Below are 25,225 nucleotides of genomic sequence, written 5' to 3' on the forward strand. Positions count from 1 at the left end.
GATCGGCCTGAGCCGCGATGTGACGATCCTTCCCAGCTAAGAAACCTTCCATGACCGAAAAGATCCCGCTTGCGCTTCTGCCGGGGCTGCTCTGCGACGGAGCCCTCTGGGAGCACCAGATCAACGGCCTGTCCGACATTGCCGACTGTTGGGTGGCCGATTTCACCACCCAGGACAGCAGTGCCGCCATGGTCGACCACGTGCTGGCCGCGATGCCGCCGCGCTTCGCTCTGGCCGGGCTGTCCATGGGCGGTTATGTGGCGTTGGAGCTGATGGCCCGCGCGCCGGAGCGGGTCGAGCGCCTGGCCCTGATCGACACCCGCGCCCAGGGGGATTCGGAGAAAGCGACGGCGCGCCGACGCGGTCTGATCCAGCTCGCCCAGAAGGGTCAGTTCAAGGGCGTGACGCCGCGGCTGCTGCCGCTGTTCATCCTGGAAAGCCGGATGGACGATGAGGCGCTGACCGCGGCGGTGATGGGCATGGCCGAGCGGGTCGGACGTGACGCCTTCCTCTCCCAGCAACACGCCATCATGACCCGGCGCGACCACCGGGAGACGCTGCCCGGGATCGCGGTGCCGACCCTTGTGCTCTGCGGGCGGCAGGACGCCCTGACGCCCCTGGCCGATCATGAGGCCATGGCGGCGGCCATTCCGGATGCCGAATTGGTGGTGGTCGAGGATTGCGGCCATCTGGCCCCGCTGGAACGCCCGCAGCCGGTCACCGCCGCCATGCGGCGCTGGCTTCAGAGCTGACAGTCGTTCAAGAGCAGGGGGAGGGGCCGGCTCAGGCGAGGCGGCGCTGGAGCAGCAATACCACGATGAAGCTTGCGCCGATCGACGCGGTCACGATCCCGATGGGGAGCTCTTGAGGGGCGAGCAAAACCCGCGAAACGATGTCGCTGGCCAGCAGGAGCAGCGCCCCAAAAAGCGCGCTGAGCACCAGACTGGCACGGTGCAGCGGCCCGACCAAGGCGCGCGCGATGTGCGGTACCATCAGCCCGACGAAGCCGATGACACCGGTCACCGAGACAAAGATTGCCGTCGAGAAGGCGGCGGCCAGAAAGACCTGCAGGCGAAAGCGGTCCGCGTTCACGCCCAGGCTGTTCGCCGTCAGTTCACCGCCCAGAAGGGCGTCCAGATGACGGTGGCGGGCCACAGCGAAGACCAGGAGTGCGGTGAACCCAAAGAGCACGAGGGGAAGGTTCTCCCAACGCGCCAGGCCGAGGCCGCCGAGGCTCCAGAACAGGACGGAGTGGGCGGCGCGCTGGTCGCCGGCGAAGACCATGTAGTTGGTCACCGCGGTGAACAGGAAGGAGACCGCCAGCCCGGCGAGCACGAGCTTCTCCGGCCCCTGAAACCCCATGCGCCGGACCAGCGCAAGAACGATCAGCGCCGCCAGCATGCCGCCGCAGAAGGCCGCCAGGGGCAGGGTCCAGATGCCGAGCCGGTCGCCGGTGACGGTAATGACAAAGACCGCGCCGGCAGCGGCGCCCGACGAGAGGCCGAAGAGAAAGGGGTCGGCCAGGTCGTTGCGCGTGACGGTCTGCAGCAGGCAGCCCACCATCCCGAGCCCGCCGCCGACCAGGATGGCAAGCAGCGCCCGCGGTGTCCGCAGGTCTATGACGATGCGGTCAACCGGCGTTGCGGCTGTGTTTTCCGCCAGGCCGAGCGCCCGCGCAAACGCGGCCAGAAGGTCAGCGACGGGGATGGGTGTGGCCCCCCAGCCGACCGACAGCAGCGCGAGGGCGGCAAGCCCCGCCACCCCCGCTACGGCCGTGAAGGACAGACGGAACACAAGCCGATCAGAAGGCTTTGGGGTTCATCGCCTCCGCAATCTTGGCGATGGCGGCGATGTTTGCCGGGCCGGGCGTCAGCTCCTCATAGCGCAGCGCCACGAAGCGTTCGGCCTTGACCGCATCGGTTTCCTTCATGGCCGGGTGGGACTTCAGCCAGTCGAGAAGGCCTTCGGCACCGGTGCCCTGCTGATAGTCGAGCAAGATCAGAAACTGCGGGTTGGCCGCAGCAACGGCTTCCCACGACGATCGCCCCCAACTGGTTTCCATGTCGCCCATGACGTTAACGCCGCCGGCTGCTTCGATCATGGCGTTGATGATGGCGTACTTGCCGGCGGTGAAGGGTTTGTCCTCGCCGGAGTCGAAGAGGAACACCCGGGTGCCCTTTGCGTCGCCGATCTTGGCCGTGATGTCGGCAAGCTGCGCTTTCCAGCCCGCCACCAGCGCTTCGGCCTCCGCGGTCTTGTCGAAGACCGCGCCCAGACGCAGGACGTCCTTGTAGAGCAGGTCCATGGAGGCCGGCGGCTGGGACTTGTTCAGATGAATGCAGCTTTCGGAGAGAATCAGGGTCTTGATGCCGTGGGGGGCGAGCGTGTCGGGGGTGACGTCCCCACCGGGCTTCATGCCATAGTACCAGCCGGCAAGGAAGGCATCCGGAGCGGCCGCGACCAGGGTTTCGACCGTCGGATACTTGGGCGCCAGTTCGGGGATTGCGCCCCTTTTGATTTCGAACTCCGGGCTTGTCTTGTACCAGCCGGAGATCCCGGTCACGCCCACCATCTTGTCCTGAAGGCCGAGGACAAAGGCCATCTCGGACATATTGATGTCGTGGACGACCAGGCGCTCCGGTGGCTTGTCGAAAGTCAGAGGCTCCCCGCAGTTGTCGACCGTCACCGGGAAGGCCTGAGCGGTGCCTGCAACCGCAAGGCTGAGCAGGGTGGGCAGGAGGTACTTCATCGAATGAGCTTCCTTCAGTTTGAGGCGGAATGACTGCTGCCGACCGGAATATCCAGGACGGAAACCACGCGGTCCTCGGTCGGATGGGCGAGATGGAGGAAGTCGACACCAAAGACCTGATGCACGGCCTGCGCGGTCAGCACGTCTGCGGTACGCCCGGCAGCCACCACCTGGCCGCGGTTCATGAGGAGCGTGTGGCTGGCAAGCTTGGGGATCAGCGCCAGCTCGTGGAGTACGCAGAGGCTGGTGATCCCGCGGGCGCAGAGAAGGGACAGGAGCGTCCCTTTGGCTTTGGGGTCGAGGTGATTGGTCGGTTCGTCCAGAAACAGGACATCCGGTTGCTGGCAAAGCGCGCGTGCCACCGAGGCCCGTTGCAGTTCACCGCCCGAGATCTGCCCGAGCGGGCTCAGTTCCTTCCCGGTAAGTCGCAGGTCCGCGATCGCTTCTTCGACGATCCGCCGATCTTCGGTGCGAGACGCCCTTGCCCTATGCGGGATGCGGCCAAGGGCGACGTAGTCATAGACAGTCAGCCGGCGATCCGGTTCGTCCAACTGGCCGACATAGGCAATCCTGCGGGCGCGTTCCAGCGGCGCGTAGGCGTTGAAAGGCCGGCCGCAGAGGTGAAGCGAGCCCTTTGTCGGGGCCAGCAGGCCGGCCAGCATGCGCAGCAGTGTCGACTTGCCAGCACCGTTGGGGCCTGCGATGGCCACCATGTCGCCGGCCCGGACGGTGGCACTTGCATCCGCCACAAGGGCATTCCCGGTGCCGGCCCGGTAGGTGAGCCCTTCGGCCTGAAGCACGACCGGATTGCCGGGTGAATCCATCATGTTGCGATTTCTCCGTCGGCATTGGCGTCCCTGCTGAGGGCGGGTACGCGGGCGAGCGTCTTTCCGGCGAGGGCCGGGGGCCGCTCGCCGGAGCGGGTCCAACCATCGGCCGAGGTCTCATAAAGCTGCGCAAAGGTGACAAGGGGACCGACGTCGTCGGCCGGATCGATATCGCCGAACAAGTAGGTGGCCTTTCCGCTGGCCTGAAAGGCGACAGTGCAGGGCCTGGCGCAGCCGGCCATGCAGGCGATACCGAAACCCGAGAAACGCTGTGCCACGCCGCCGGCAGCAGACGCCAAGGCGGCCCGCAACCGCCTGATCAATTCCCATCCGGGCGCAGAAGCCGACTGCACGGGCCGGCAGGTTGTGCAGACGGCAATACGGTGGCTTTGATCGGATGGTTGAGGAGGGGTCGCCATGGCCTGCTCGTGTCTCAGGACAAGCGCGAAAGCCGGGTGGCTAAACCCGAACAACCACCAGAGCAAGCGATGTCAGAGTAAGTGTTGTAGGCCATTCCAACCCTCGGAAACACCCCGTCCCGGTTTCAAACGCGGCGATGGCAGGTCTCCTGGCTCGCGGCTCATCGCTTCGCACCCGCCTTCCCGATCCTGCCGGATCAGTGGCCTTACCGGGTGCTCGCTCGCCGCTTACAGTTGCGGGGGCAGCCACGGCATTGGCGCTACAAGAGCAGACCGCACCGTGTTCCCTTTTCATCCGCCGGCCCCTGAAGAGCCAGCAGAACCATCGCCGCGCACTGTGCGGTAGATCGTGGCCCGTTGCAATCGAATTGCAACGCGAGCGACGGGCGCCCCCAGCCGATACCGTCCATCCCGCGCCGGCGATGCGTTGTGGCTCTTAGGGTGCCCGAGGAGTGCGGCCGGCTCAGACGTCCAGATCGGCGACGAAGCGGGCGTTTTCCTGGATGAAGGCGAAGCGCGCCTCGGGCTTGCGGCCCATCAGGCGCTCGATCATATCGGCGGCCTTCTTGTCCTCGGCCGCCGGGCTCTTGTCCTTCTTGCCGGCGATGGTGACCCGCAGCAGGGTGCGCTTGGCGGGGTCCATGGTGGTTTCCTTCAACTGGCGCGCCGGCATCTCGCCCAGACCCTTGAAGCGGCTGACGTCGATCTTGCCACGGCCCTTGAAGTGGGACTTCATGAGGCGGTCTTTGTCGGCATCGTCCATGGCATAGACGCTGTCGCTGCCCTGGGTCAGGCGGTAGAGCGGCGGCTGTGCCAGGTAGAGGCGGCCGCTTTCGATCAGGCCCGGCATCTCGCGGTAAAAGAAGGTGATCAGCAGCGATGCGATGTGGGCGCCGTCGACATCGGCGTCGGTCATGATGACGATGCGCTCGTAGCGCAGCTTGTCGACGTCGAAGTTGGCGCGCGTGCCGCAGCCGAGAGCCTGCGAGATGTCGGCGATTTCCTGGTTGGCCTTCAGCTTGTCGGCCGAGGCGCTGGCGACGTTCAGGATCTTGCCGCGCAGCGGCAGCACCGCCTGGGTCTCGCGTGAGCGGGCCTGCTTGGCGGAGCCGCCGGCGGAATCGCCCTCGACCAGGAAGATCTCCGTCCCTTCGGCGCGGCTGCGGCTGCAGTCGGAGAGCTTGCCGGGCAGCCGCAGCTTGCGGGTCGCGGTCTTGCGGCTCTGCTCCTTTTCCTGGCGGCGGCGCTGCCGCTCCTCGGCGCGCTCGATGAAGCGCTCCAACAGCATCTTGGCCCGCTCGGGGTGGCCGGAGAGCCAGTGATCGAAGTGATCCTTGATGGAGGTTTCGACGAGGCGCGTCGCCGCCGTGGTCGCCAGTTTTTCCTTGGTCTGGCCCTGGAATTGGGGGTCGCGGATGAACAGCGAGAGCATGGCGCAGCCGCCACCCAGGATATCCTCGGCGTTCACCTGGCCGGTCTTCTTGCTGCCCGTCAGCTCGCCGTAGGCCTTCAGGCTCTTCAGCAGGCCGGAGCGCAGGCCCGACTCGTGGCTGCCACCCTCCGGCGTCGGCACGGTGTTGCAGTAGGAATTGAGAAAGCCGTTTTCGTCGGCAGGCCAGGATATTGCCCATTCGACCCGGCCCTGCTCGTCCGGAAAGGCCGCCTCGCCGACGAAGGGGTCGGGGGTCAGGGTCTTGCGCTTCTGCAGCGTCGCTTCGAGAAAGTCGGAGAGGCCGTTGGGGAAATGCAGGCTGTCCTTCTCGGGTGTCGCGTCGCCTTTTTCGATCAGGCTCTTGTCGCAGCTCCAGCGGATCTCGACGCCGCGATAGAGGTAGGCCTTTGAACGCGCCATGCGGTAGAGCTGGGCCGGACGGAACTGCGCTTCCTTGCCGAAGATCTGCGGGTCCGGATGAAACTGGATCGTCGTGCCGCGGCGGTTCTTGACCGGCTTGCCTTTGGAGAGCTTGGTCTTCGGCTTCCCCTTGGCGTAGGTCTGTGTATAGAGCTTCTGGTCCCGGGCTACCTCGATCACCAGCTCGTCGGAGAGCGCGTTGACGACGGAGACGCCGACCCCGTGCAGGCCGCCCGAGGTCGCGTAGGCTTTCTGCGAGAACTTGGCACCGGAATGCAGGGTGGTGAGGATGACCTCCAGTGCCGACTTCGGCTTGAACTTCGGATGCGGGTCCACCGGGATGCCGCGGCCGTTGTCGGTGATCACAACAACGTTGTCCTTCGCCAACTGCAGCTCGATGCGGCTGGCGTGGCCGGCGACGGCCTCGTCCATGGCGTTGTCCAGCACCTCGGCGACCAGGTGGTGCATGGCCTTTTCGTCGCTGCCGCCGATGTACATGCCCGGGCGGCGGCGCACCGGCTCCAGGCCCTCCAGGACCTCGATGTCCTTGGCCGAGTAGTTGCGCTCGGATTTCTTAGGTGCGGATTGGAAAAGGTCTGCCATCTTGGCCTATGGTTCGCGAAGCTTGGCCGTGACCCGCCGGAAGACCGCTCCGGGCCCTCGGGCGGCAGGTGCGCTGGTCTGCAGAAGGAATCGGCTTATAAAGTATGGTACCTGAAGTTAACCCCCGATATCTAGTTGTCCAGATAGCCGAGTCGAAGGGAAGGGACAAGCCCATGTCTTGCGATCATGGCCGCTAGCGGCGGAAAGGAGCCGGACGAGCCGCGCGGCGATCTGGCGACGCGGACCCTCGCCATGCCGGCGGACGCCAACCCCAGCGGCGACATCTTCGGCGGCTGGGTGCTCTCGCAGATGGACATTGCCGGCGGCATCACCGCCGGCGCCAGGGCGGCCGGACGCGTTGCCACCGTGGCGGTCGATGCCATGACCTTTCACCGCCCGGTCTTCGTGGGCGATGTGCTCTGCGTCTACGCCGACATCATCCGGATCGGCCGCACCTCCATCGCCATCCATACCGAGGCCTGGGCGCTGAGAGGACGGCAGAGCGAACGGGTGAAGGTGACCGAGGGCACGTTCACCTTTGTGGCGATCGACGATCAGGGCCAGCCGCGGCCGGTGCCGCCGGCGCCGGATGTTGCGGAAGAGACACGTACCAGCGAGGAGCCGGCGGCATGAAGACTTCGAACGTGGCAAAACTAACTCTGGCGACCGTTTTGCTTCTGGGCGGGCTCGGGCAGGCGGCTGCCGGGGAGGCCGATGTGGTCGCCGCCGAGGCCGTGCAGGAAGGCGACGGCAGCTGGCGCTTCCGGGTCACCGTCGCTCATGCCGACGAGGGCTGGGACCACTACGCCGACCGCTGGGAAGTGGTGGCACCGGACGGCCGGGTGCTGGGGACGCGGGTCTTGCTGCATCCGCATGAAAACGAGCAGCCTTTCACCCGCTCCCTCGGCGGCGTGATTATCCCCGAGGATGTCGATACGGTGACCATCCGTGCGCATGACTCGGTCCACGGCAACGGCGGCGCGGAACTGAGCGTACCCCTGCCGCGTTGACCGCTTCGCCTCTGCCGGGTTCCGGTCAGATCAGGCGCTCAGTTTGCGCCACAGGCCGAAGGGGGCGCCCGGTTCCTCGCGTGCGATCCACTTGTATGGCAGGCGATGCCAGGGCTCGACGCGGCGGCGGCGGTTGTCGAGCGCATAGACGCCCTGGGTGGTGTGAACGAGAAGCACGGCATGACCCTGCCCGTTCTCGATGTGGCAGGCGGCGAGGGTGAGAGCCGAGCGCGGCCAGCCGTGGTCGCTGCAGAGCATATGCAGCTTGCGGATGGCGTAGTCCTCGCAATCGCCCTCGGAATGCACAAGCTGCCAGCGGTCCGGACCGTCCGGGCGAAAGCGGATGAGACGGTTTACCTGCTGGTGCACCTGCCAGAGCTGGGCCTCACGTTCCGGCGTCAAGGTCATCGATGCAAAGGGGTGGGCCGCCGGGTCCAGATCCGGATGCTGCTCGATCAGCTTCAGCCAGGCGACCGGGGCGGCCCGGAAGCCGCTTTCGCGCATGGCAGTCGACAATGGCAGCGGCGGCGGCAGGGTGGTGAGGTTGGCACTGCTTTCTGAAGGCAGCATGCAACTCGCGGCCAGCCCGCCAAGCACGCCGAGGAACTGTCGTCGGCGAAGCTGCGTGGCAGGGCTGGAGAGCGACGTCTGGGGTGTCACAGTGAACTCCGGGTCGGAATTGCGATTGCCGGAGTTGTAAGAGAATTACTGTGCTACGGGCGTGCGATATTGAAGTTGTTTTTATGATATCAAAAAAAGAAAGAAGTGATTTCCGGAATAAATTAATACTTCCTTAGTTTTTAACAGTTAATTCACAGTCTTCATTCATTTTTACTTAATAAATATTCCAACGTTCTGACGGCCGCGCGCGGCTGCCTGCCGCCGGGCCGGCGACAGCGCATGGCATCCGTTCTCGATGAAAGCTGGCTATGCGCGTCGCGGTCCGAGGCGCTTGTTGGCCAACCTCAGTCCATGCTTGCGTTCCTGTCTTCCGCGTCGGCGGACCTCAGGGACCGATAGCATCGCGGTCTGCACTCTCTACGGCGGCGCGACCTTCGCTCACTGCAAGGTTCAGGCGTTCCGGCGCGATGGCGATGCGCGGCGGAATGGGGCGTGCCTCGGCCGTGGTGATCCAAGGCACCTGGGCCGAGCGCGGGAAAGCGAACAGACCGAGAGTCAGACAGAAGACGATGACGCAGCCGCGCCAAACCGGTGTTGTTGAGGGCATCTCTGTTTTACCGCACTGTAAATCACTGCGGGTTTCTTACAGTCTTTCTTGTGCTTGCGGCGTGTTCTCTCGGCGGCAGAAATATGGTGAAAATAAAGCTGTTCTGTGATTTCGCGATTGGCTTTACGGTTCTTTAACTTCTCGCTTCTTCGCGGGCAAAGAGAAGGCCCCGCCGGATTTCCGGCGGGGCCCTTTTTTTGCTTTGATGCAGGCGCCGGGTGGGGCGATGCATCCTCGGCCGGTCAGACCGAGTAGTACATCTTGAACTCGACCGGGTGAGGGGCGTGTTCGAACTGGTACACCTCTTCCCATTTGAGCTCGGCGTAGCCGGCGATCTGGTCCTGGCTGAAGACGTCGCCGGCAAGCAGGAAGTCGTGATCGGCTTCCAGGGCCTCGACCGCTTCCCTCAGCGAGCCGCAGACAGTCGGAACGTCAGCCAGCTCCTCGGGGGGCAGATCATAGAGATCCTTGTCCATGGGGTCGCCCGGGTGGATCTTGTTCTTGATGCCGTCCAGGCCGGCCATCAGCATCGCCGAGAAGGCGAGGTAGGGATTGGCCGTCGGATCCGGGAAGCGCACCTCGACACGCTTTGCCTTGGGGCTGTCGCCATAGGGAATGCGGCAGGAGGCCGAGCGGTTGCGCGCCGAGTAGGCGAGCAGCACCGGCGCCTCGAAGCCCGGAATCAAGCGCTTGTAGCTGTTGGTCGAGGGATTGGTGAAGGCGTTGATCGTCTTGGCATGCTTGATGATGCCGCCGATGTAGTGCAGGCAGGTCTCGGAAAGCCCGGCGTAGCCGTCACCGGCGAACAGCGGGTTGCCGTCCTTCCAGATCGACTGGTGGGTATGCATGCCCGAGCCGTTGTCCTCCGCGACCGGCTTGGGCATGAAGGTCGCGGACTTGCCGTAGTGATGGGCGACCTGATGGACGACGTACTTGTAGATCTGCAAAGCGTCGGCAGCCTGGACGATCGGCGCGAACTTGATGCCGAGCTCGTGCTGGGACGGCGCCACTTCGTGGTGGTGCTTCTCGACGTCCAGACCCATCTCGCCCATGACCTTCAGCATCTCGGCGCGCAGGTCCATGCCCGAGTCCACCGGCGGGACCGGGAAGTAACCGCCCTTGATCCCCGGGCGGTGGCCCAGGTTGCCGTTCTCGAAGATCGAGCCGGTGTTGTAGGGACCTTCCTCTGAATCCAGGAAGTAGTAGGTCTGGTTCTGCGTGACATCGAAGCGCACGTCGTCGAACACGAAGAACTCGGCCTCCGGCCCCCAGAAGCACTGGTCGCCGATGCCCGAGGCCTTCAGGTAGTTCTCCGCACGCACAGCGGTGGAACGCGGGTCGCGGTTATAGAGCTGGCCCGTCGAAGGCTCGACGATGTTACAAAACAGAATCAGCTGCGGCAGGTTGGAGAAAGGGTCCATGACCGCGGTGCTGAGGTCCGGCCGCAGGATCATGTCCGACTCGTTGATCGCCTTCCAGCCGGCAATCGAAGAGCCGTCGAACATCACGCCCTCGGAGAGCGCGTCCTCATCGACGGCGTCGACATGCATCGCCAGATGCTGCCACTTCCCGCGCGGGTCGGTGAAGCGGTAGTCGACATAGGCGACATTGTTTTCCTTGATCATCTCGAGGATGGATTTGACGTCTGACATGGATGTTCTTCCGTTCCTGAAGTCTTGTGATGGACTGTTGATTCGGTCGCCCGGGCCCCTCTGAAACCCCCGGGCCGACAGCGTTGCTGCAGCTAGACGGCCGCGGCGCCGCGCTCGCCGGTGCGAATGCGGATCGACTCGTCTATACCGCTGACGAAAATCTTCCCGTCACCGATGCGGCCGGTGTGTGCGGCCTGCTGGATGGCCTCGACAGCGCGTTCGACCAAGTCGTCCTCCAAGACGACCTCGACCTTCACCTTGGGCAGAAAGTCGACGACGTACTCCGCCCCTCTGTAGAGTTCCGTATGGCCCTTTTGGCGACCGAAACCCTTCGCCTCCGTGACCGTGATGCCCTTGATCCCGACCTCGTGAAGAGCTTCCTTCACCTCGTCCAGTTTGAAGGGTTTGATGATCGCTTCGATCTTTTTCATTGCGTGATTGGGCCTCACTCTCTGTGCTGAACAAGTTCCGGCAAACCTCTGCCCTCCCGCGGCTTAAGCAGGAGGCGTGCCAATTGGGGACGGTCAGCCCGTACCCAGGGGTTTGTTGGCCTACGCGTCAATTCTTGTGCGGGAATTGACGCCTTTCTGCCCAATTAATAGGCAGCATGAGAGTTTTCTGATCAGGCTGCGCCGGACTGGCGGGCCTCGAGGTGATGGCGGATGCGGTCCAGCGCCAGGCGGATATTTTCCAGGGAGTTGGCGTAGGACAGCCGCAGGTAGCCTTCGCCGAAGCGTCCGAAGGAAGTTCCGGCGATGGTGGCCACGCCGGCGTCTTCGAGGAGCTCGACTTCCAGCGTCTTTGCCGGCACGCCGGTTCCGGAGATGTTGGGGAAGGCATAGAACGCGCCGGCGGGCTCGACGCAGGAGACGCCGGGAATGCCGTTGAGGGCAGAGTGGATGGCGCGCCGGCGTACGTCGAAGGCCGCCATCATCTCGGCGACGGCGTCCTGCGGTCCGCGCAGCGCCGCCAGGCCGGCGAACTGAGCGGCGGCGTTGACGCAGGAATGACAGTTGATGGCCAGGCGCGTGGCGACGTCGACGAGGCCGGCTGGCCAGACTGCAAATCCGAGCCGCCAGCCGGTCATCGCGTAGGTCTTGCTCCAGCCGTCAAGCATGATGACCCGGTCGCGGATCTCCGGGTACTGCAGCAGGCTGACATGCTCGCGCCCGTCATAGAGCATCTGGCTGTAGATCTCGTCGGACAGGATCGCGACCTGCGGGTGGGTGCTCAGCCCCTCCACCAGGCGGTCCACCTCCTCGCGCGGGGTCACACCGCCGGTGGGGTTGGCCGGGCTGTTGATGATGATCAGGCGCGTTTGCGGGGTAATGGAGTCCAGCACGGCTTCGGCGGAGAAGGCGAAACCCTTGTCCTCCGACAGGGCGATCGGGACCGCCTTGGCCCCGGAAAAGTTGATCACCGACTCGTAGATGGGAAACCCCGGGTTCGGATAGAGGATCTCGGCGCCCGGTTCGCCGAACATCAGCACGGCAAAGAACATGGTGACCTTGCCGCCGGGAACCACCACAACCTCGCCCGGGTCGACGCTGACGCGGTGGCGCAGCTCGAGGTCCTCCGCGACCGCTTCGCGCAGTTCCAGAATGCCGTTGGCCGGGGTGTAGCCGTGATGACCGTCGCGCAGCGCCTTCACGGCGGCCTCGACGATATGATCGGGCGTCTGGAAGTCGGGCTGGCCGATGCCCAGATTTATGATGGACTTCCCCTGCTGTTCCAAATGCTTGGCCCGCGCGAGGACCTCGAATGCGCTTTCCGTTCCCAGCCTTGTAACGGCTGCGGCCAAGTTGGGCATCTCCGCTTCTCCTGTCTGGCTTTTGCGATGCAGACCAGAGCGGATCGTGTCTTGCGGAACCGCTCCATGGCCCCGGCAAGACGTGTGAATCCGCCCTGTTTTTGAGAGTTAGAGCAGATTCACCGGGCCGATGGAACGCCTTCGGCAATTCCATCGCCCGGATCTGCTCTCCGGGATCGCTCCAGGGCAGGGCGGTGGCGCGCCGCAAGCGGCGGCTCAGCTCCGTTTCGGTGCTCTTGACGCCCCCCAGTCAAAGGCTTAAACACGCGCATCCGAGACGAGGGATCGATGACGGACGTGCCGACGAAGCCGCACCCCAGCCCCGGTCGATGTCCCTGCGCAGCTTGCTGTGGTGGCTGTAGCTCAGTTGGTTAGAGCGCCTGGTTGTGGTCCAGGAGGTCGTGGGTTCAAGTCCCATCAGCCACCCCAATTCGCCACCCAAAAGACGAAAGCTCCTGCGGCCGCACACAGCCCGGAGATAAAGACGCCGGCTTTGGACGAGGCCAGCCGGGTGTGATCAGTCGGGAGAGATCAGCCGGGAGAGATCAGTCGGGGCCTTCGCCGAGCGAAAGCAGGCCGAAGCTGTCGGAGACGACTTCACGGCGGACGTTCTCGCGCAGGTTCGCCAGTAAGGTCGAAAGGCGCAGCTCCGGCGCCGGGGCGATGGGCGCAAGGTCCACGGTGAAGCTGAAACCGAGTGCGTAAGCCCCGTCGCTTTTGGTGCTGAACTCCGTGGACAGCACAAAGGGGCCCTGGCGCTGATCCAGGCCGATGCGGGCTTCGGAAAGCTGATCCGTGGGATCATGGATCAGATCGACGGCAGCTTTCAGCCCTGCCGCGATCGGCAGCTGCGACGACAGCGCCAGTTCCGCGATTTCCCCCCTGGGCACGACGCCGTAGTCGAGACGGCCGGAATGGCGCCCACCCAGCCAGTCGAAGCCAATCGAGAGTGAACCCTCCAGGTTCTGCGTCGGCTCGGCCTCGGCCCCGAAGCTGTTGCCGAGTTCCAGTTCCGCCGCGAACCGCAGGCCCGGAAGGTCCAGGCCGCTGGAAAACGCGAAGTCCAGCGCCTGCTCGCCGGAGTCATGCTGATCATAGGCGCCGCTGAAACTGACCGGCAGAGCGAACCCGCTGAGCACCTGGAAGTGCCCGGCTGCGTTCAGGCGGCTGCGCCGCGCCACCGGATCGTCCGGCGCCGTCTCGTCATCGTTGAGGTAAGCCAGGTACTCGCGATGCTCGAGCGAAAACGTGACCGGGCCCAGGCTGACTCTTGCCGAGAGCTCGCCGGTGGCAAGCCCGCCGTCTTCCATGACCAGGTCCAATCCTGCGGCCTGGGATGGAACCGGTGACAGACCAAAAAGCAAAAGCGCAAGGGCGCCTGCAGGAATGCAGGTCCTCAGCGGGATCGAAGGCAGGTGTGGCTCCATAATCCGGCTTGCTCACATCCGATCGTCTGGGGAAGGGCCCGGTAACCTTTCGTTAAGAAATAATAAAGTAATTCTCTTAATATTTCGTAAACCATATTTTTTGAGTGCGTTTCACGTGAAACAAAAGCTTCTCAGAATCAATATTACTGAGACTCAGATAATAATAATTGGAAGGAATGGAGTATTTATCTGAGCAACCAAGTCGATTCACGTACTCGGTCGGTGCTCTGTGGCAATAATAAGGTCTGTGGTATCGCTGTGACCAGATAAAGAATTCAGACTTTTGGAGTTAACTCTTTCGGAGGGGCCCGGTGATTTGGGCGCCTTCAGGGAAAGGGCGCCTTCGCCTGGTGCAATCTGGGGTTCTTAGTAACTGGTGCACCGGAATACTTGGCGCCGCGGTCGATTCTCCTGGCAAGCTGCCGACCGGGAAGCGGGTCCTTGGATGGCGCCGCCGTGTCACTATGATGGGCCGCGATGGAACCGGTCCCGGAGTCCAGTTGGCCGGTAGGGACTGATGGCAGGAGAGTGGATGATGAGCGGCGATGCTTCGCTGAAGGCGCGGATGCGCTCGGGACAGGCCGTCTGCGGATTCTGGGCGGAGTTGTTCAGCCCGGCAGCGGCGGAGATCATGGCGGCGGCGGGTTATGACTGCGCGATGATCGACTGCGAACACGGCCCTGGTGACCCGGCCTCGGCGATCGCCATCATGCGGGCCATGCAGGCAAGCGCCTGTACGCCCTTGGTGCGTGTGCCAGCCAACGACGCGGCCTGGGTAAAGCGCCTGCTTGACGGGGGAGCTCAGGGCATCATGGTGCCGGCGGTCAATTCGGCCAAGGAGGCGGCTGCCGCCGTGGCGGCCTGCCACTATCCGCCCAAGGGCGTACGTGGCATGGCGGCGCCGATCGTACGTGCCTCGCGCTATGGCCAGGACTGGCAGGCCTACGTCCGGGATGCCGCCGAATCGACCCTCGTCATCTGCCAGATCGAAACTCGGGCGGCGCTGGGCGCCCTCGACGGGATTGCCGCGGTCGAGGGGCTGGATATGCTGTTCATCGGTCCTTTCGATCTTTCCGCCAGCCTGGGCTTCATGGGTGAACCCGATCACCCCCAGGTCCGCGAGGCGATTGCAGACGCCGAGCGGGCGGCCAAGGCGCAGGGGCGGCTGCTCGGCGGCATTCCGACACCAGAGCGCTCTCCCGCCGATCTCTATCGGGCCGGCTACGATCTGGTGCTGGCCGATATCGATGTTCTCCTGCTGCGCGAGGGGGCCTTGGCCGGGGTCGCCGCACTCAAAGACGCCGCGACGGCGGCGGCGGGGCGCGGTGGAGCCTGAGATGATGCTGCCGGGTCAGGATGCCGCGGCTAATGACGGCCCCTGGGACGCTGACCTCTGGGAACCGGCGGAGGTTTTGACAGTTCAGGAAATGTACGAGGCCGACCGCCTTGCGATTGCGGAGATCGGCAGCGGTTATCCGCTGATGGAACGGGCGGGCGCCGGCGTGGCGGCGAGGGTGCTGGCACGGCGCAACGAGGCCGGTGACGGCCCTGTCGCCGTGCTCTGCGGCCCAGGAAACAACGGCGGCGACGGCTTCGTCGCGGCGCGCCATCTGCGGGCTGCCGGCGTCCCTGTACGTCTTGCGCTTCTAGGCGCGAAAGATCGTTTGTCCGGGGATGCGGGCACCGCTGCCGCGGCCTGGGAGGGCGCGGTCCAGCCCCTGGAGGAGACCTGCCTGGACGATGCGGCCCAGGTGGTGGACGCCTTGTTCGGTGCGGGCCTCGACCGACCTCTGAGCGGCGTGCCGGCGCAGCTGGCCGCGGTGGCCCGGGACGCCAGCCTGCCGGTCTTCGCCGTCGACGTGCCGAGCGGGATTGCCGGCGACACGGCGACGCCCTTAGGCGGCCTTGCTTTTCAGGCCCTGGAGACGATCACGTTCTTTCGCAAAAAGCCGGCACATCTTCTTGTGCCATCACGCTTTTTCTGCGGAGACGTACACGTCATCGACATCGGCATCCCGGCGACGGTCCTCGACGGCATTGCCCCCCGCTGCCGGGCGAACGGGCCGGCGTTGTGGGCGCGCGCCTTTCCTTGGCGCAAAGCGGAGGCGCACAAGTACCAGGCGGGCCATGCGGTGATTTGTGGCGGCGCGCGCATGACCGGAGCAGCGCAACTGGCCTCGCGTGCCGCGCTCAGGGTCGGTGCCGGTCTGGTTACGGTTGTATGCTCGCCGGACAGCCTGCCGATCTATGCCCTGGCCAACCCGTCTGTCATCACGCAACCGCTGACCGATCCCGCGGACTTCGCCGATATCCTGGCGGATCCGAGGAAAAATGCCGTGCTTTTGGGGCCCGGTAACGGGGTGTCACAGGACACCGCGGATCGCGCGCTGCTGGCGCTGGAGAGCGCGCCCGCGGGCCGCGCGGTCGTGCTGGACGCAGATGCCCTGTCATCCTTCGAGGGCAGGGCAGAGCGGCTGTTTGCGGCTGTCGGGGGCTCGGCCGGCGCTGCCGTCCTGACCCCGCACGATGGGGAGTTTCACCGCCTGTTCCCCGACCTCGCGGGCAATCGGCTCGAGCGGGCCAGCGCAGCGGCGGCGCGCAGCGGCGCGGTCGTGGTCTTGAAGGGTCCCGACAGCGTCGTGGCAGCGCCGGAGGGCCCGGCCGTCATCAACGGCGCTGCGCCGCCATGGCTGGCAACGGCCGGCACGGGCGATGTTCTCGCCGGCCTGATTACCGGCCTGCTGGCCCAAGGCATGGCGCCGGTGATGGCAGCCAGTGCCGCCGTATGGTTGCACGCGGCGGCGGCCTCCACTTTCGGCCCGGGCATGATCGCCGAAGACCTGCCTGATGCGCTGCCGGATGTGATGGGAGAGCTCTACAGTGCCTCGCCGGCTGTGGATCGTTGGGATTTATCCAATAATTTGAGATAGTTCGGACTCATTCGTTAACGAAAACTTCACGGCTGCGGGCGCACTATAGGGTTTAATACGGTCAAGGATTGGCCTTATCGGGGGGTGGCCTTGATTGAAAAGGTATTGAGATCATGCTTGCAGCGCATTGGTTCAAACAACCGGCACGCACCGACGAGATCAAGGTCGGCAGCGTCTACAAGCGCGCCCATGAAGGCAACATCGTCGAAACCGCGCGGGTGATCGACGTGGGGCGCGATGCCCTCGGCATTCCGCACGTGACCTACGAGGTCTCCGTCGAGCGCGCCCGGCTCGCCAAGTATGAAGAGCGCCGCACCCTGGGGCTGGAAAGCTTCGCGGAACGCTTCCGCGAGTCGATCGGCGGCGAGGCCGGCAGCGCGGAACAGCCCAAAGCCGACAAAGGCGCCAAAACCAAGGTCAAGCACGACGCCTAGCGGTAGGGCTTGGGATCGGCCTGATGAGATCAGCCCGGGCGGTTCCAAATGCCGCAAGGCTGCCTGCGAGCGACATTAATCCTACGTCAAAGATTTAGCTCTAATCTGCCTTACATGCTTACGACGCGGCAGGATAAGACCTCGACGACGGCTCGTCCGAACAGTCTCTGGCAGCAGCTCTCCGGAGCGCTGGGGGGCGATCGGCGGGGCCTGTTTTCGCGTCGCGGCACCAATCCGGACAGCGTCAAGGCGGGGCGTATCTTCCGTCACAGCGACGGCAGCGGCCGTTCTGAGACCGCGACGGTCATCGGGCTCTGCGAAATCCTCGGCATGCCGCATGTGCGCTACGACCTGCGCATCGATCAGCCGGGCCACCGGCCCTTCGAGGACGGGCCGCGGGTGCTGGGCATGAAGACCTTCGTCGAGCACTTCTGCGAACCCATCAAGTCCTAGCTCCTCCTCAACCGGCTTTCGGTTTATCGGTGCCGGTTTCACCCGTCGAACCATCAGCCTGCTCCACATCGCCCTTCCGGTGCCGTCACCACCGCCGAAGCGGCGGATATCTCACCCCTTTGTGTGGCCGGGGGGGTGCGCTTGCTATTGCGTGACCGGCTACGATGATATACATCGGCGATCCGCGGAAAGCGCGGGCGTGGCGGAACTGGTAGACGCGCTGGTTTTAGGTACCAGTGGAGCGATCCGTGGGGGTTCGAGTCCCTCCGCCCGCACCAGCAGCTGGAGGCGGCGAGTAAGACTGCCCCGCCTGGCACGTCGGGCGCCTCTCGGATTTATCCCCTCAAGACAAGGCTCGGAAAGGCCTAGCCGATTATGCAGGTCACGGAAGTAAGCAGCGAAGGCTTGAAGCGCGACTTCAAAGTTGTCATTGGCGCCAAAGAGATAGGCGAGAAAGTTGAAGCGCGGCTTCGGGAGCTGAGCGCGCGGGTCAAGATCCCCGGGTTCCGTCCGGGTAAGGCGCCGATCAAGCTCCTCAAACAGCGCTACGGGCCCTCGGTGATGGGCGAGGTACTGGAACGTGCCGTGACCGATTCCTCGGCCCAGGCGCTCAACGAGCGGGGACTGCGCCCTGCCGTTCAGCCGAAGATCGAAATCGTGTCCTTCGATGATGGCAAGGACCTGGAATACAGCATGGCCATCGAGCTGCTGCCCGAGATCGAGCCGATGGACTTCTCGACGATCGAACTGGAGCGGCTGCGCGTTGCGGTTCCGGACGGGGATCTCGAGGCGGCCATGGAGCGGCTGGCTGCGGCGCGCAAGGAGTCCAAGCCCCTGGAGACGCCGCGCAAGGCGGAGGCGGGCGACATTCTGGTGCTGGACTTCAAGGGCACGGTCCATGGCGAGGCGCTGCCCGGGATGGCTGCCGATGATCATCATCTGGAACTGGGGTCCAGCAGCTTTATCGAGGGCTTCGAGGATCAGCTGATCGGGACCGAGGCCGGCGAGACCCGCGAGGTCAACGTGACCTTTCCAGAGGCCTACGGTAACGAGAAGCTGGCGGGCCAGCCGGCGGTCTTCCAGTGCACCATCAAGGAAATCCGCGAGGCCGTGCCGGCGGAGATGAACGACGAACTCGCCAAGTCCATGGGCGCGGAGAGTGTCGAGGACCTGCGTGACAAGGTGAAAGAGCGCCTGGGTGCCGACTACGAAGGTCTCTCGCGCATGCGCCTGAAGCGGCAGATCCTGGACCAGCTCGCCGACTCGCACGACTTCGGCGTGCCGGAGAGCATGGTCGATCTGGAATTCGAAGCGATCTGGCGCCAGGTCGAGGCGGACCGCGAAAAGGGCAACGTCGATCCGGACGACGAAGGCAAGGACGAGGACGCCATCAAAGGCGAGTACCGGACCATCGCCGAGCGGCGCGTCCGGCTTGGTCTGTTGCTGTCCGAGGTCGGCCGCCTCAATCAGATCGATGTCGCCCAGGAAGAGGTGAACCGCGCTCTGTTCCAGGAGGCCCAGCGCCATCCCGGGCAGGAGCAGCAGGTGCTGGAGTTCTACAAGGCAAACCCGGAAGCGCTGGCCCAGCTTCGCGCGCCGCTGTTTGAAGACAAGGTGATCGACTTCATCATCGATCTGGCAAAGGTCACGGAGCGGGAGGTTTCGCCCGAACAGCTGCGCGAGGAGGAGGAAAAAGACGCCGCCGCGGCCGAGAAGCAGGCCGAAGAGGCAAAGAAGCCCGCCAAGAAGGCAGCCGGGAAGGCCCAGAAGAAATCCCAAAGCAAAGCCAAGAAAACCGAAACGCAGGATGCGGCCGACGAGGCGAAGGAAGACGAGGAACCCTCTTAAGGCGGGGCCTGCGGGCGGCAGGGCCGGCATCGCCGCCGCCCCGCCGTGAGCTTGTCGTCACAGCCCGCCGACCCCAAGTGAGTTCATGCTGCGCCGAGGCGCACCCGCATCAGAGGAAGGTCCATGAGTTATCTGTCCGATCCGGTCATGAAGCATCAAGAAACGGTGATGAACACCCTGGTCCCCATGGTGGTCGAGCAGACCAGCCGCGGGGAGCGCGCCTACGACATCTACTCGCGCCTGTTGAAGGAGCGCATCATCTTTCTGACCGGGCCGGTGCACGATGCGGTGGCGAGCCTGATCTGCGCCCAGCTGCTCTATCTGGAGTCCGAGAACCCGAACCAGGACATCTTCTTCTACATCAACTCCCCCGGCGGCGTCGTGACGTCGGGGCTGGCGATGTATGACACCATGCAGTATGTGCGCCCGGACGTGCACACGGTCTGCATCGGCCAGGCCGCCTCCGCCGGCTCGCTGCTGCTGATGGCCGGGGCGGCGGGCAAGCGCTTTGCGCTGCCCAACTCGAAGATCATGATCCACCAGCCCTCCGGCGGCTACCAGGGGCAGGTGACGGACATCCAGATCCACGCCGAAGACATTCTGCGCACGCGCAGCCGGCTGAACGAGATCTACGTCAAGCACTGCGGCCAGGATCTGGCCACGGTCGAGGCCTCGATGGAGCGCGACAACTTCATGTCGCCGGAAGAGGCCAAGGAATTCGGGCTGATCGACGAGGTGGTCTCCCAGCGTCCGAGCGACGAACTGGAGGCGACCTCCCATCCCGATAAGATCGACTAGGGGCGCGGCCCCGCGCGCCGGCATCCCCGGAAAGACCGGACCCCTGGTCCGGCCGGGATCGGCAAAATTGTTGGTGCGCGAAGGGACGTTAACCTTTTCATTAAGGGATTGTTGAGCCCTGACAATTAGGCTCAAATTGTCGTGTTGGCGGAAAGCCGGGCGGCACGTACGAGGAAGCCGGCAGGGCTGGTTTTTGTCGTTGTGCGGGCACGGGGCGTTTGACTAACATGGCACCGTGCGGAACTGGCCTCTAGAAAAGCGGTATGACCAAGTCTAGCAGCAGCGATTCCAAGAATACTCTGTATTGCTCCTTCTGCGGCAAGAGCCAGCACGAGGTGCGCAAGCTCATTGCCGGACCGACCGTGTTCATCTGCGATGAATGCGTCGAGTTGTGCATGGATATCATCCGCGAGGAGCATAAGACGACGCTCGTGAAGTCGCGCGACGGCGTGCCGACTCCACAGGACATCTGCACCGTCCTCGACGACTACGTGATCGGCCAGGCGCATGCCAAGCGGGTGCTTTCGGTTGCGGTTCACAACCACTACAAGCGTCTCGCGCATGGCGCGAAATCGGCCGACGTCGAGTTGGCGAAGTCGAACATTCTGCTGATCGGGCCGACCGGCTGCGGCAAGACCCTGCTGGCTCAGACCCTGGCTCGGATCCTCGATGTGCCTTTCACCATGGCCGATGCGACCACGCTGACCGAGGCGGGCTACGTCGGCGAGGACGTCGAGAACATCATCCTAAAGCTGCTGCAGTCGGCCGACTATAACGTCGAGCGCGCGCAGCGCGGCATCGTCTACATCGACGAAGTGGACAAGATCAGCCGCAAGTCGGACAACCCCTCGATCACCCGGGACGTGTCGGGCGAGGGTGTGCAGCAGGCGCTGTTGAAGATCATGGAAGGGACCGTAGCTTCGGTGCCGCCTCAGGGCGGGCGCAAGCATCCGCAGCAGGAGTTCCTGCAGGTCGATACGACCAATATCCTGTTCATCTGCGGCGGCGCCTTTGCCGGCCTGGACAAGCTGATTGCCGGCCGCGGCAAGGGCACGTCCATCGGTTTCGGCGCCGATGTCCGCGGCCCCGACGACCGCGCCACGGGCGAGGTCCTGAAGGACGTGGAGCCGGAAGATCTGCTGAAGTTCGGCCTGATTCCCGAGTTCGTCGGGCGCCTGCCGGTGGTGGCGACCCTTGAGGATCTGGACGAAGACGCCCTCATCGAGATCCTGACCCAGCCGAAGAATGCCCTCGTCAAGCAGTACGAGCGGCTGTTCGAGATGGAGGATGTGCGGGTCGACTTTACCGAGGACGCGCTGCGCGCGATTGCCGCCAAGGCCATTGCCCGCAAGACCGGAGCCCGGGGCCTGCGCTCGATCATGGAGAGTATTCTTCTCGATCCGATGTACGACCTGCCGAGCCTGGAAGGGGTCGAGGAGATCGTCATCAACCGTGAGGTGGTGGATGGCCGGGCGAAGCCCCTCTACATCTACACCGATCGTCGGGAAGACCTGGGGACCAGCGCCTAAGCGCCTGAATTACCATGGTTAATGCCGGGCCTTGAAGTCCCGGTCAGAATCTACAATTTTTAAATCGAAATGCGGTAGACTCCGTTCATTCTGGGTGTTTGCCGGAACCCTCCCTGTCCGGCTCGTAATCTCATAAGAGGTATTATGTTGGAACTCGCCCGCGGCAATCTCTTCCCGGTCCTGCCCCTGCGGGACATCGTGGTCTTTCCACACATGATCGTGCCGCTCTTCGTCGGCCGCGACAAATCCGTGCGCGCCCTCGAAGACGTGATGAAGGACGACAAGCAGATCCTGCTGGTCACGCAGAAGAATGCGGCGCAGGACGACCCCACGCCGCCGGATATCTATTCGGTCGGCACCATCGGCACCGTGCTGCAGCTCCTGAAGCTGCCGGACGGGACGGTGAAGGTGCTGGTCGAAGGCGGCCAGCGCGCGCGCATCACCAAGTACGCGGATACCGAGGACTTCTTTCAGGCCCACGCGGAAATTGTCCAGGACGACGACGGCGACGACCGCGAGCTGGACGCATTAGCCCGCACGGTGGTTTCGCAGTTCGAGCAGTACATCAAGCTGAACAAGAAGATCCCGCCGGAGGTGCTGGTGTCGATCAATCAGATCGACGACTTCAGCAAGCTCGCGGACACGGTCGCCTCCCACCTGGCGCTGAAGATTCCCGAGAAGCAGGAGCTGCTGGAAAGCGAGACCGTCAGCGACCGCCTGGAAAAGGTCTATGCCTTCATGGAAGGCGAGATCGGCGTCCTGCAGGTGGAGAAGCGCATCCGCAACCGCGTCAAGCGGCAGATGGAGAAGACCCAACGCGAGTACTATCTGAATGAGCAGTTGAAGGCCATTCAGAAGGAGCTTGGCGAGGGCGAGGACGGCCGTGACGAACTGGCCGAGATCGAGGAGCGCATCAAGTCCACGAAGCTCTCGAAGGAAGCCAACGAAAAGGCTATGGCGGAGCTGAAGAAGCTGCGCTCCATGAGCCCGATGTCGGCGGAAGCCACCGTGGTGCGCAACTATCTGGACTGGATTCTCTCGATCCCCTGGAAGAAGCGCACCAAGATCAAGCGCGACATCAACAACGCCCAGGAGATCCTGGACGCCGACCACTATGGCCTGGAGAAGGTCAAGGAACGCATCCTTGAGTACCTGGCCGTGCAGCAGCGCATGAAGAAGGTGAAGGGCCCGATCCTTTGCCTCGTCGGACCGCCGGGCGTCGGCAAGACCTCGCTGGGCAAGTCCATCGCCAAGGCAACGGGGCGCAACTTCGTGCGCATGAGCCTGGGCGGCGTGCGCGACGAGGCCGAGGTGCGGGGTCACCGCCGCACCTACATCGGATCGATGCCGGGCAAGGTGATCCAGAGCATGAAGAAGGCGAAGTCGTCGAACCCGCTGTTCCTGCTCGACGAGGTCGACAAGCTGGGCGCCGACTGGCGGGGCGACCCCTCTTCGGCGTTGCTCGAGGTGCTCGATCCCGAACAGAACAGCAGCTTCAACGACCACTATCTGGAGGTCGACTACGACCTCTCCGACGTGATGTTCGTGACGACGGCGAACACCCTGCGCATGCCGGGTCCGCTGCTCGACCGCATGGAGGTGATCCGCATCCCCGGCTATACCGAGGACGAGAAAACGCAGATCGCGGTGCGGTACCTGATTCCCAAGCAGATGAAGGACCACGGCATCAAGCCGGAGGAATGGTCGATCTCAGAGCAGGCGCTGCGCGACCTCATCCGCCTCTACACCCGGGAGGCCGGGGTCAGAAACCTCGAGCGCGAGATTGCCGGTCTGGTTCGCAAGGCGGTCAAGGAGATCGCCATGGGCAAGACCAAGGTTGTCGCGGTCAACCGCCGCAACCTGGCCAAGTTCGCCGGTGTGCCGCGGTATCGCCACGGTGAGGCCGAACAGGAGGATATGGTGGGCGTCTCCACCGGTCTGGCCTGGACGGAGGTGGGCGGTGAACTGCTGTCGATCGAGGCCGTCACGCTGCCCGGCAAGGGCAAGGTGACGGCGACCGGCAAGCTGGGCGACGTCATGAAAGAGTCGATCCAGGCCGCCGAATCCTATGTGAAGAGCCGGGCCGTCGATTACGGCATCAAGCCGACTCTGTTCGAGCGCAAGGATATTCACGTGCACGTGCCCGAAGGCGCGACGCCGAAGGACGGTCCCTCCGCCGGCGTGGCCATGGTGACGGCGATCGTGTCGGTGCTTACCGGCAACGCGGTGCGCCGCGATGTCGCCATGACCGGCGAAGTCACCTTGCGCGGGCGCGTGCTGCCGATCGGCGGCTTGAAGGAAAAGCTGCTGGCGGCTCTGCGCGCCAACATCAAAACCGTTCTCATTCCCAAGGAGAACGAGAAGGATCTCGCCGACATTCCCGACAACGTCAAGCGCGGTATGGAGATCATTCCGACCTCGACTGTCGACGAAGTGCTGGAACGTGCGCTGGTCGAAAAACTCACGCCGATCGAATGGAACGAATCGGACGAGGACGTTGGCGCGACTCGGGCGCCGGAAGGCGAGGGCGGTCGCTCGGGCGTCGTGACACACTAGACGCGACTCGGAAATCGCCGATTCGTTTGCTGATTTGTGGGGGTTCTTTAGCTCAAAACCGGCTAAAACCCCTGCATTTCTGCGCTTCTCACGTTGACTGTGTCTGATTTAGCGATCTACAATTTGGGCCTCCTCGGAGCGGTTTTCTTTATCTCTCTGCACTTCCTAATCCCTACTGTTTAGAAGGGGGTCCACGTGAACAAGAATGATCTGGTAGCAGTTGTCGCGGATAAGACGGGTCTGTCGAAGGCTGATGCGACGAAGTCGGTCGATGGCGTCTTCGATGCAATCACCGAGTCTTTGAAGTCCGGCAACGAGGTGCGCCTCGTCGGCTTTGGCACCTTTACCGTGACGAAGCGCGCTGCTTCTCAGGGGCGCAACCCGCGCACCGGTGAGCCGATTCAGATTGCTGCGTCCATGCAGCCGAAGTTCAAGGCCGGTAAGGGCCTGAAAGACGCGGTGAACTAAACCGCCAGCACAAGCTTGCGAAAAGCTGCCGGCCGCCCCGCTTGCATCGGAGGCGGCCGGTGCTATTTTGGGCTCCTGCCGCGACCCTGGGTTTCCGGCAGGGCAGCGGAAGTCGAAGCCTGCAGGGCCGCGGCCTTCGGATCGGGCAGCGGCGCTGCCACAGTTTCTTCGGGCGGTTAGCTCAGCTGGCAGAGCATCGCGTTTACACCGCGAGTGTCGGCGGTTCGATCCCGTCACCGCCCACCACCACCTTTCCCGAGCCTCGACTGCTCCCTCTGCGGCCCTTGCGGCCTTTGCCGCAGGGGCCCGGACAAGCCCAGGCAGCCCTCTCCCGCCTGGGCGCCGCAAATCTTTCGAAAGCGTTAAGACCTTGTGCCGCATAGTCGCCGCCAAGGGATGGCGGGCGAGCTACCGGAGGTTTCCCGGCCCTGGCCCAGGGTCACGTCCGGGTTCCGCATTCCCTTAGGCAAATCAGGGGGAAAATACGCATCGGCATGGCTTCGCGCTGCTTGACACCCGCTGGGCGGTGGAGTACATCACCGCGTCCCAGCTACGGGGGTGTAGCTCAGTTGGTTAGAGCGCCGGCCTGTCACGCCGGAGGCCGCGGGTTCAAGTCCCGTCACTCCCGCCAT

At 64.0% G+C, this 25,225-nt stretch carries 23 protein-coding genes, 4 tRNA genes and 1 riboswitch; of the genes, 16 read left to right on the top strand and 11 right to left on the bottom strand.

What is annotated here, in order from left to right:
* Window positions 1-50 precede the first annotated feature (50 nt).
* Complete coding sequence (locus tag Q0982_RS05035; protein WP_299392479.1) at window positions 51-752, top strand: alpha/beta fold hydrolase; 702 nt, start codon at window positions 51-53, stop codon at window positions 750-752.
* 31 nt (window positions 753-783) lie between these two features.
* Here Q0982_RS05035 and Q0982_RS05040 read toward each other — a convergent pair whose 3' ends face one another.
* From Q0982_RS05040 to parE, 5 genes are all read right to left on the bottom strand, one after another.
* Window positions 784-1,794, bottom strand: coding sequence for an iron ABC transporter permease (locus Q0982_RS05040; protein ID WP_299392482.1), 1,011 nt, complete (start codon window positions 1,792-1,794; stop codon window positions 784-786).
* 7 nt (window positions 1,795-1,801) lie between these two features.
* Entirely contained in the window at window positions 1,802-2,749 is a 948-nt protein-coding gene (locus Q0982_RS05045; protein ID WP_299392484.1) for an ABC transporter substrate-binding protein, read from the bottom strand.
* Window positions 2,750-2,763: 14 nt separating this feature from the next.
* On the bottom strand, window positions 2,764-3,576 hold the full coding sequence (locus Q0982_RS05050) for an ABC transporter ATP-binding protein (protein ID WP_299392486.1): 813 nt from the start codon (window positions 3,574-3,576) through the stop codon (window positions 2,764-2,766).
* On the bottom strand, window positions 3,573-3,995 hold the full coding sequence (locus Q0982_RS05055) for a DUF1636 family protein (RefSeq protein WP_299392488.1): 423 nt from the start codon (window positions 3,993-3,995) through the stop codon (window positions 3,573-3,575). Before Q0982_RS05055 ends, Q0982_RS05050 begins: the two co-directional genes overlap by 4 nt.
* A 121-nt stretch (window positions 3,996-4,116) precedes the next feature.
* Window positions 4,117-4,337, bottom strand: a riboswitch (cobalamin riboswitch).
* A gap of 121 nt (window positions 4,338-4,458) precedes the next feature.
* The gene (gene parE / locus Q0982_RS05060; protein WP_299392489.1) at window positions 4,459-6,450 is read right to left on the bottom strand and encodes a DNA topoisomerase IV subunit B; all 1,992 of its coding nucleotides are present in this window, start codon (window positions 6,448-6,450) and stop codon (window positions 4,459-4,461) included.
* Window positions 6,451-6,636: 186 nt separating this feature from the next.
* On the opposite strand from parE, the gene Q0982_RS05065 reads away from it, so the two are divergent.
* Together Q0982_RS05065 and Q0982_RS05070 are read left to right on the top strand one after the other, a co-directional pair.
* The gene (locus tag Q0982_RS05065; RefSeq protein WP_299392491.1) at window positions 6,637-7,083 is read left to right on the top strand and encodes an acyl-CoA thioesterase; all 447 of its coding nucleotides are present in this window, start codon (window positions 6,637-6,639) and stop codon (window positions 7,081-7,083) included.
* Complete coding sequence (locus Q0982_RS05070) at window positions 7,080-7,460, top strand: hypothetical protein (RefSeq protein WP_299392492.1); 381 nt, start codon at window positions 7,080-7,082, stop codon at window positions 7,458-7,460. The genes Q0982_RS05065 and Q0982_RS05070 overlap by 4 nt, the downstream gene beginning before the upstream one ends.
* Window positions 7,461-7,490: 30 nt before the next feature.
* Here Q0982_RS05070 and Q0982_RS05075 read toward each other — a convergent pair whose 3' ends face one another.
* The 5 genes from Q0982_RS05075 to Q0982_RS05095 all read right to left on the bottom strand — a co-directional run bounded on the left by Q0982_RS05075 (window position 7,491) and on the right by Q0982_RS05095 (window position 12,150).
* Window positions 7,491-8,120 carry a transglutaminase-like cysteine peptidase gene (locus tag Q0982_RS05075; protein ID WP_299392495.1) on the bottom strand — a complete coding sequence of 210 codons (630 nt, stop codon included), beginning with the start codon at window positions 8,118-8,120 and terminating at the stop codon, window positions 7,491-7,493.
* 346 nt (window positions 8,121-8,466) lie between these two features.
* Window positions 8,467-8,688, bottom strand: a complete 222-nt coding sequence (locus tag Q0982_RS05080; RefSeq protein WP_299392497.1) for a hypothetical protein — start codon at window positions 8,686-8,688, stop codon at window positions 8,467-8,469.
* 242 nt (window positions 8,689-8,930) lie between these two features.
* Complete coding sequence (gene glnA, locus Q0982_RS05085) at window positions 8,931-10,340, bottom strand: type I glutamate--ammonia ligase (protein ID WP_299392499.1); 1,410 nt, start codon at window positions 10,338-10,340, stop codon at window positions 8,931-8,933.
* Window positions 10,341-10,432: 92 nt separating this feature from the next.
* Window positions 10,433-10,771 (bottom strand): P-II family nitrogen regulator, encoded by a 339-nt coding sequence (locus tag Q0982_RS05090; RefSeq protein ID WP_299392500.1) that lies wholly within the window; start codon window positions 10,769-10,771, stop codon window positions 10,433-10,435.
* A gap of 191 nt (window positions 10,772-10,962) precedes the next feature.
* Window positions 10,963-12,150, bottom strand: a complete 1,188-nt coding sequence (locus tag Q0982_RS05095) for a pyridoxal phosphate-dependent aminotransferase (RefSeq protein ID WP_299392502.1) — start codon at window positions 12,148-12,150, stop codon at window positions 10,963-10,965.
* A gap of 352 nt (window positions 12,151-12,502) precedes the next feature.
* Here Q0982_RS05095 and Q0982_RS05100 point away from each other — a divergent pair.
* Window positions 12,503-12,579, top strand: a tRNA-His gene (locus Q0982_RS05100).
* 116 nt (window positions 12,580-12,695) lie between these two features.
* Here Q0982_RS05100 and Q0982_RS05105 read toward each other — a convergent pair.
* The gene (locus Q0982_RS05105) at window positions 12,696-13,460 is read right to left on the bottom strand and encodes a hypothetical protein (RefSeq protein ID WP_299392504.1); all 765 of its coding nucleotides are present in this window, start codon (window positions 13,458-13,460) and stop codon (window positions 12,696-12,698) included.
* A 652-nt stretch (window positions 13,461-14,112) separates the two neighbouring features.
* Here Q0982_RS05105 and Q0982_RS05110 point away from each other — a divergent pair.
* From Q0982_RS05110 to Q0982_RS05165, 12 genes are all read left to right on the top strand, one after another.
* On the top strand, window positions 14,113-14,913 hold the full coding sequence (locus Q0982_RS05110; protein ID WP_299392507.1) for an HpcH/HpaI aldolase/citrate lyase family protein: 801 nt from the start codon (window positions 14,113-14,115) through the stop codon (window positions 14,911-14,913).
* Between the two features lies 1 nt (window position 14,914).
* Window positions 14,915-16,507 carry an NAD(P)H-hydrate dehydratase gene (locus Q0982_RS05115; protein WP_322096955.1) on the top strand — a complete coding sequence of 531 codons (1,593 nt, stop codon included), beginning with the start codon at window positions 14,915-14,917 and terminating at the stop codon, window positions 16,505-16,507.
* Window positions 16,508-16,620: 113 nt separating this feature from the next.
* On the top strand, window positions 16,621-16,941 hold the full coding sequence (locus tag Q0982_RS05120; protein ID WP_299392509.1) for a hypothetical protein: 321 nt from the start codon (window positions 16,621-16,623) through the stop codon (window positions 16,939-16,941).
* Between the two features lie 114 nt (window positions 16,942-17,055).
* A complete protein-coding gene (locus Q0982_RS05125) occupies window positions 17,056-17,394 on the top strand; it encodes a hypothetical protein (RefSeq protein WP_299392512.1) in 339 nt (112 codons plus the stop codon).
* 193 nt (window positions 17,395-17,587) lie between these two features.
* Window positions 17,588-17,672 (top strand) — tRNA-Leu (locus Q0982_RS05130).
* A 97-nt stretch (window positions 17,673-17,769) separates the two neighbouring features.
* Complete coding sequence (gene tig, locus Q0982_RS05135) at window positions 17,770-19,242, top strand: trigger factor (protein WP_299392514.1); 1,473 nt, start codon at window positions 17,770-17,772, stop codon at window positions 19,240-19,242.
* Between the two features lie 123 nt (window positions 19,243-19,365).
* Window positions 19,366-20,040 carry an ATP-dependent Clp protease proteolytic subunit gene (locus tag Q0982_RS05140; protein WP_299392516.1) on the top strand — a complete coding sequence of 225 codons (675 nt, stop codon included), beginning with the start codon at window positions 19,366-19,368 and terminating at the stop codon, window positions 20,038-20,040.
* Window positions 20,041-20,303: 263 nt separating this feature from the next.
* Window positions 20,304-21,569: an ATP-dependent Clp protease ATP-binding subunit ClpX gene (gene clpX, locus Q0982_RS05145; RefSeq protein ID WP_299392518.1), complete on the top strand. Its 1,266-nt coding sequence runs from the start codon at window positions 20,304-20,306 to the stop codon at window positions 21,567-21,569.
* A 144-nt stretch (window positions 21,570-21,713) separates the two neighbouring features.
* Entirely contained in the window at window positions 21,714-24,125 is a 2,412-nt protein-coding gene (gene lon, locus Q0982_RS05150) for an endopeptidase La (protein ID WP_299392521.1), read from the top strand.
* Window positions 24,126-24,320: 195 nt separating this feature from the next.
* Entirely contained in the window at window positions 24,321-24,593 is a 273-nt protein-coding gene (locus Q0982_RS05155) for an HU family DNA-binding protein (protein WP_299392523.1), read from the top strand.
* Window positions 24,594-24,763: 170 nt separating this feature from the next.
* A tRNA-Val gene (locus Q0982_RS05160) sits at window positions 24,764-24,839 on the top strand.
* 308 nt (window positions 24,840-25,147) lie between these two features.
* Window positions 25,148-25,224, top strand: a tRNA-Asp gene (locus tag Q0982_RS05165).
* Window position 25,225 lies beyond the last annotated feature (1 nt).

The organism is Pelagibius sp. (genome assembly GCF_028281305.1).
Taxonomy (GTDB): Bacteria; Pseudomonadota; Alphaproteobacteria; order Kiloniellales; family Kiloniellaceae; genus Pelagibius.

Excerpts from the sequence above, each read along its gene's own strand:
- lon (WP_299392521.1), top strand. The coding sequence starts at position 21,714 with ATGTTGGAACTCGCCCGCGGCAATCTCTTCCCGGTCCTGCCCCTGCGG.
- Q0982_RS05115 (WP_322096955.1), top strand. The coding sequence starts at position 14,915 with ATGATGCTGCCGGGTCAGGATGCCGCGGCTAATGACGGCCCCTGGGAC.
- Q0982_RS05090 (WP_299392500.1), bottom strand. The coding sequence starts at position 10,771 with ATGAAAAAGATCGAAGCGATCATCAAACCCTTCAAACTGGACGAGGTG.
- tig (WP_299392514.1), top strand. The coding sequence starts at position 17,770 with ATGCAGGTCACGGAAGTAAGCAGCGAAGGCTTGAAGCGCGACTTCAAA.
- Q0982_RS05140 (WP_299392516.1), top strand. The coding sequence starts at position 19,366 with ATGAGTTATCTGTCCGATCCGGTCATGAAGCATCAAGAAACGGTGATG.
- Q0982_RS05125 (WP_299392512.1), top strand. The coding sequence starts at position 17,056 with ATGCTTACGACGCGGCAGGATAAGACCTCGACGACGGCTCGTCCGAAC.
- Q0982_RS05080 (WP_299392497.1), bottom strand. The coding sequence starts at position 8,688 with ATGCCCTCAACAACACCGGTTTGGCGCGGCTGCGTCATCGTCTTCTGT.
- Q0982_RS05070 (WP_299392492.1), top strand. The coding sequence starts at position 7,080 with ATGAAGACTTCGAACGTGGCAAAACTAACTCTGGCGACCGTTTTGCTT.
- Q0982_RS05105 (WP_299392504.1), bottom strand. The coding sequence starts at position 13,460 with ATGGAAGACGGCGGGCTTGCCACCGGCGAGCTCTCGGCAAGAGTCAGC.
- Q0982_RS05120 (WP_299392509.1), top strand. The coding sequence starts at position 16,621 with ATGCTTGCAGCGCATTGGTTCAAACAACCGGCACGCACCGACGAGATC.
- parE (WP_299392489.1), bottom strand. The coding sequence starts at position 6,450 with ATGGCAGACCTTTTCCAATCCGCACCTAAGAAATCCGAGCGCAACTAC.
- Q0982_RS05050 (WP_299392486.1), bottom strand. The coding sequence starts at position 3,576 with ATGATGGATTCACCCGGCAATCCGGTCGTGCTTCAGGCCGAAGGGCTC.
- Q0982_RS05065 (WP_299392491.1), top strand. The coding sequence starts at position 6,637 with ATGGCCGCTAGCGGCGGAAAGGAGCCGGACGAGCCGCGCGGCGATCTG.
- Q0982_RS05095 (WP_299392502.1), bottom strand. The coding sequence starts at position 12,150 with ATGCCCAACTTGGCCGCAGCCGTTACAAGGCTGGGAACGGAAAGCGCA.
- Q0982_RS05110 (WP_299392507.1), top strand. The coding sequence starts at position 14,113 with ATGAGCGGCGATGCTTCGCTGAAGGCGCGGATGCGCTCGGGACAGGCC.
- Q0982_RS05035 (WP_299392479.1), top strand. The coding sequence starts at position 51 with ATGACCGAAAAGATCCCGCTTGCGCTTCTGCCGGGGCTGCTCTGCGAC.
- Q0982_RS05045 (WP_299392484.1), bottom strand. The coding sequence starts at position 2,749 with ATGAAGTACCTCCTGCCCACCCTGCTCAGCCTTGCGGTTGCAGGCACC.
- glnA (WP_299392499.1), bottom strand. The coding sequence starts at position 10,340 with ATGTCAGACGTCAAATCCATCCTCGAGATGATCAAGGAAAACAATGTC.
- clpX (WP_299392518.1), top strand. The coding sequence starts at position 20,304 with ATGACCAAGTCTAGCAGCAGCGATTCCAAGAATACTCTGTATTGCTCC.
- Q0982_RS05055 (WP_299392488.1), bottom strand. The coding sequence starts at position 3,995 with ATGGCGACCCCTCCTCAACCATCCGATCAAAGCCACCGTATTGCCGTC.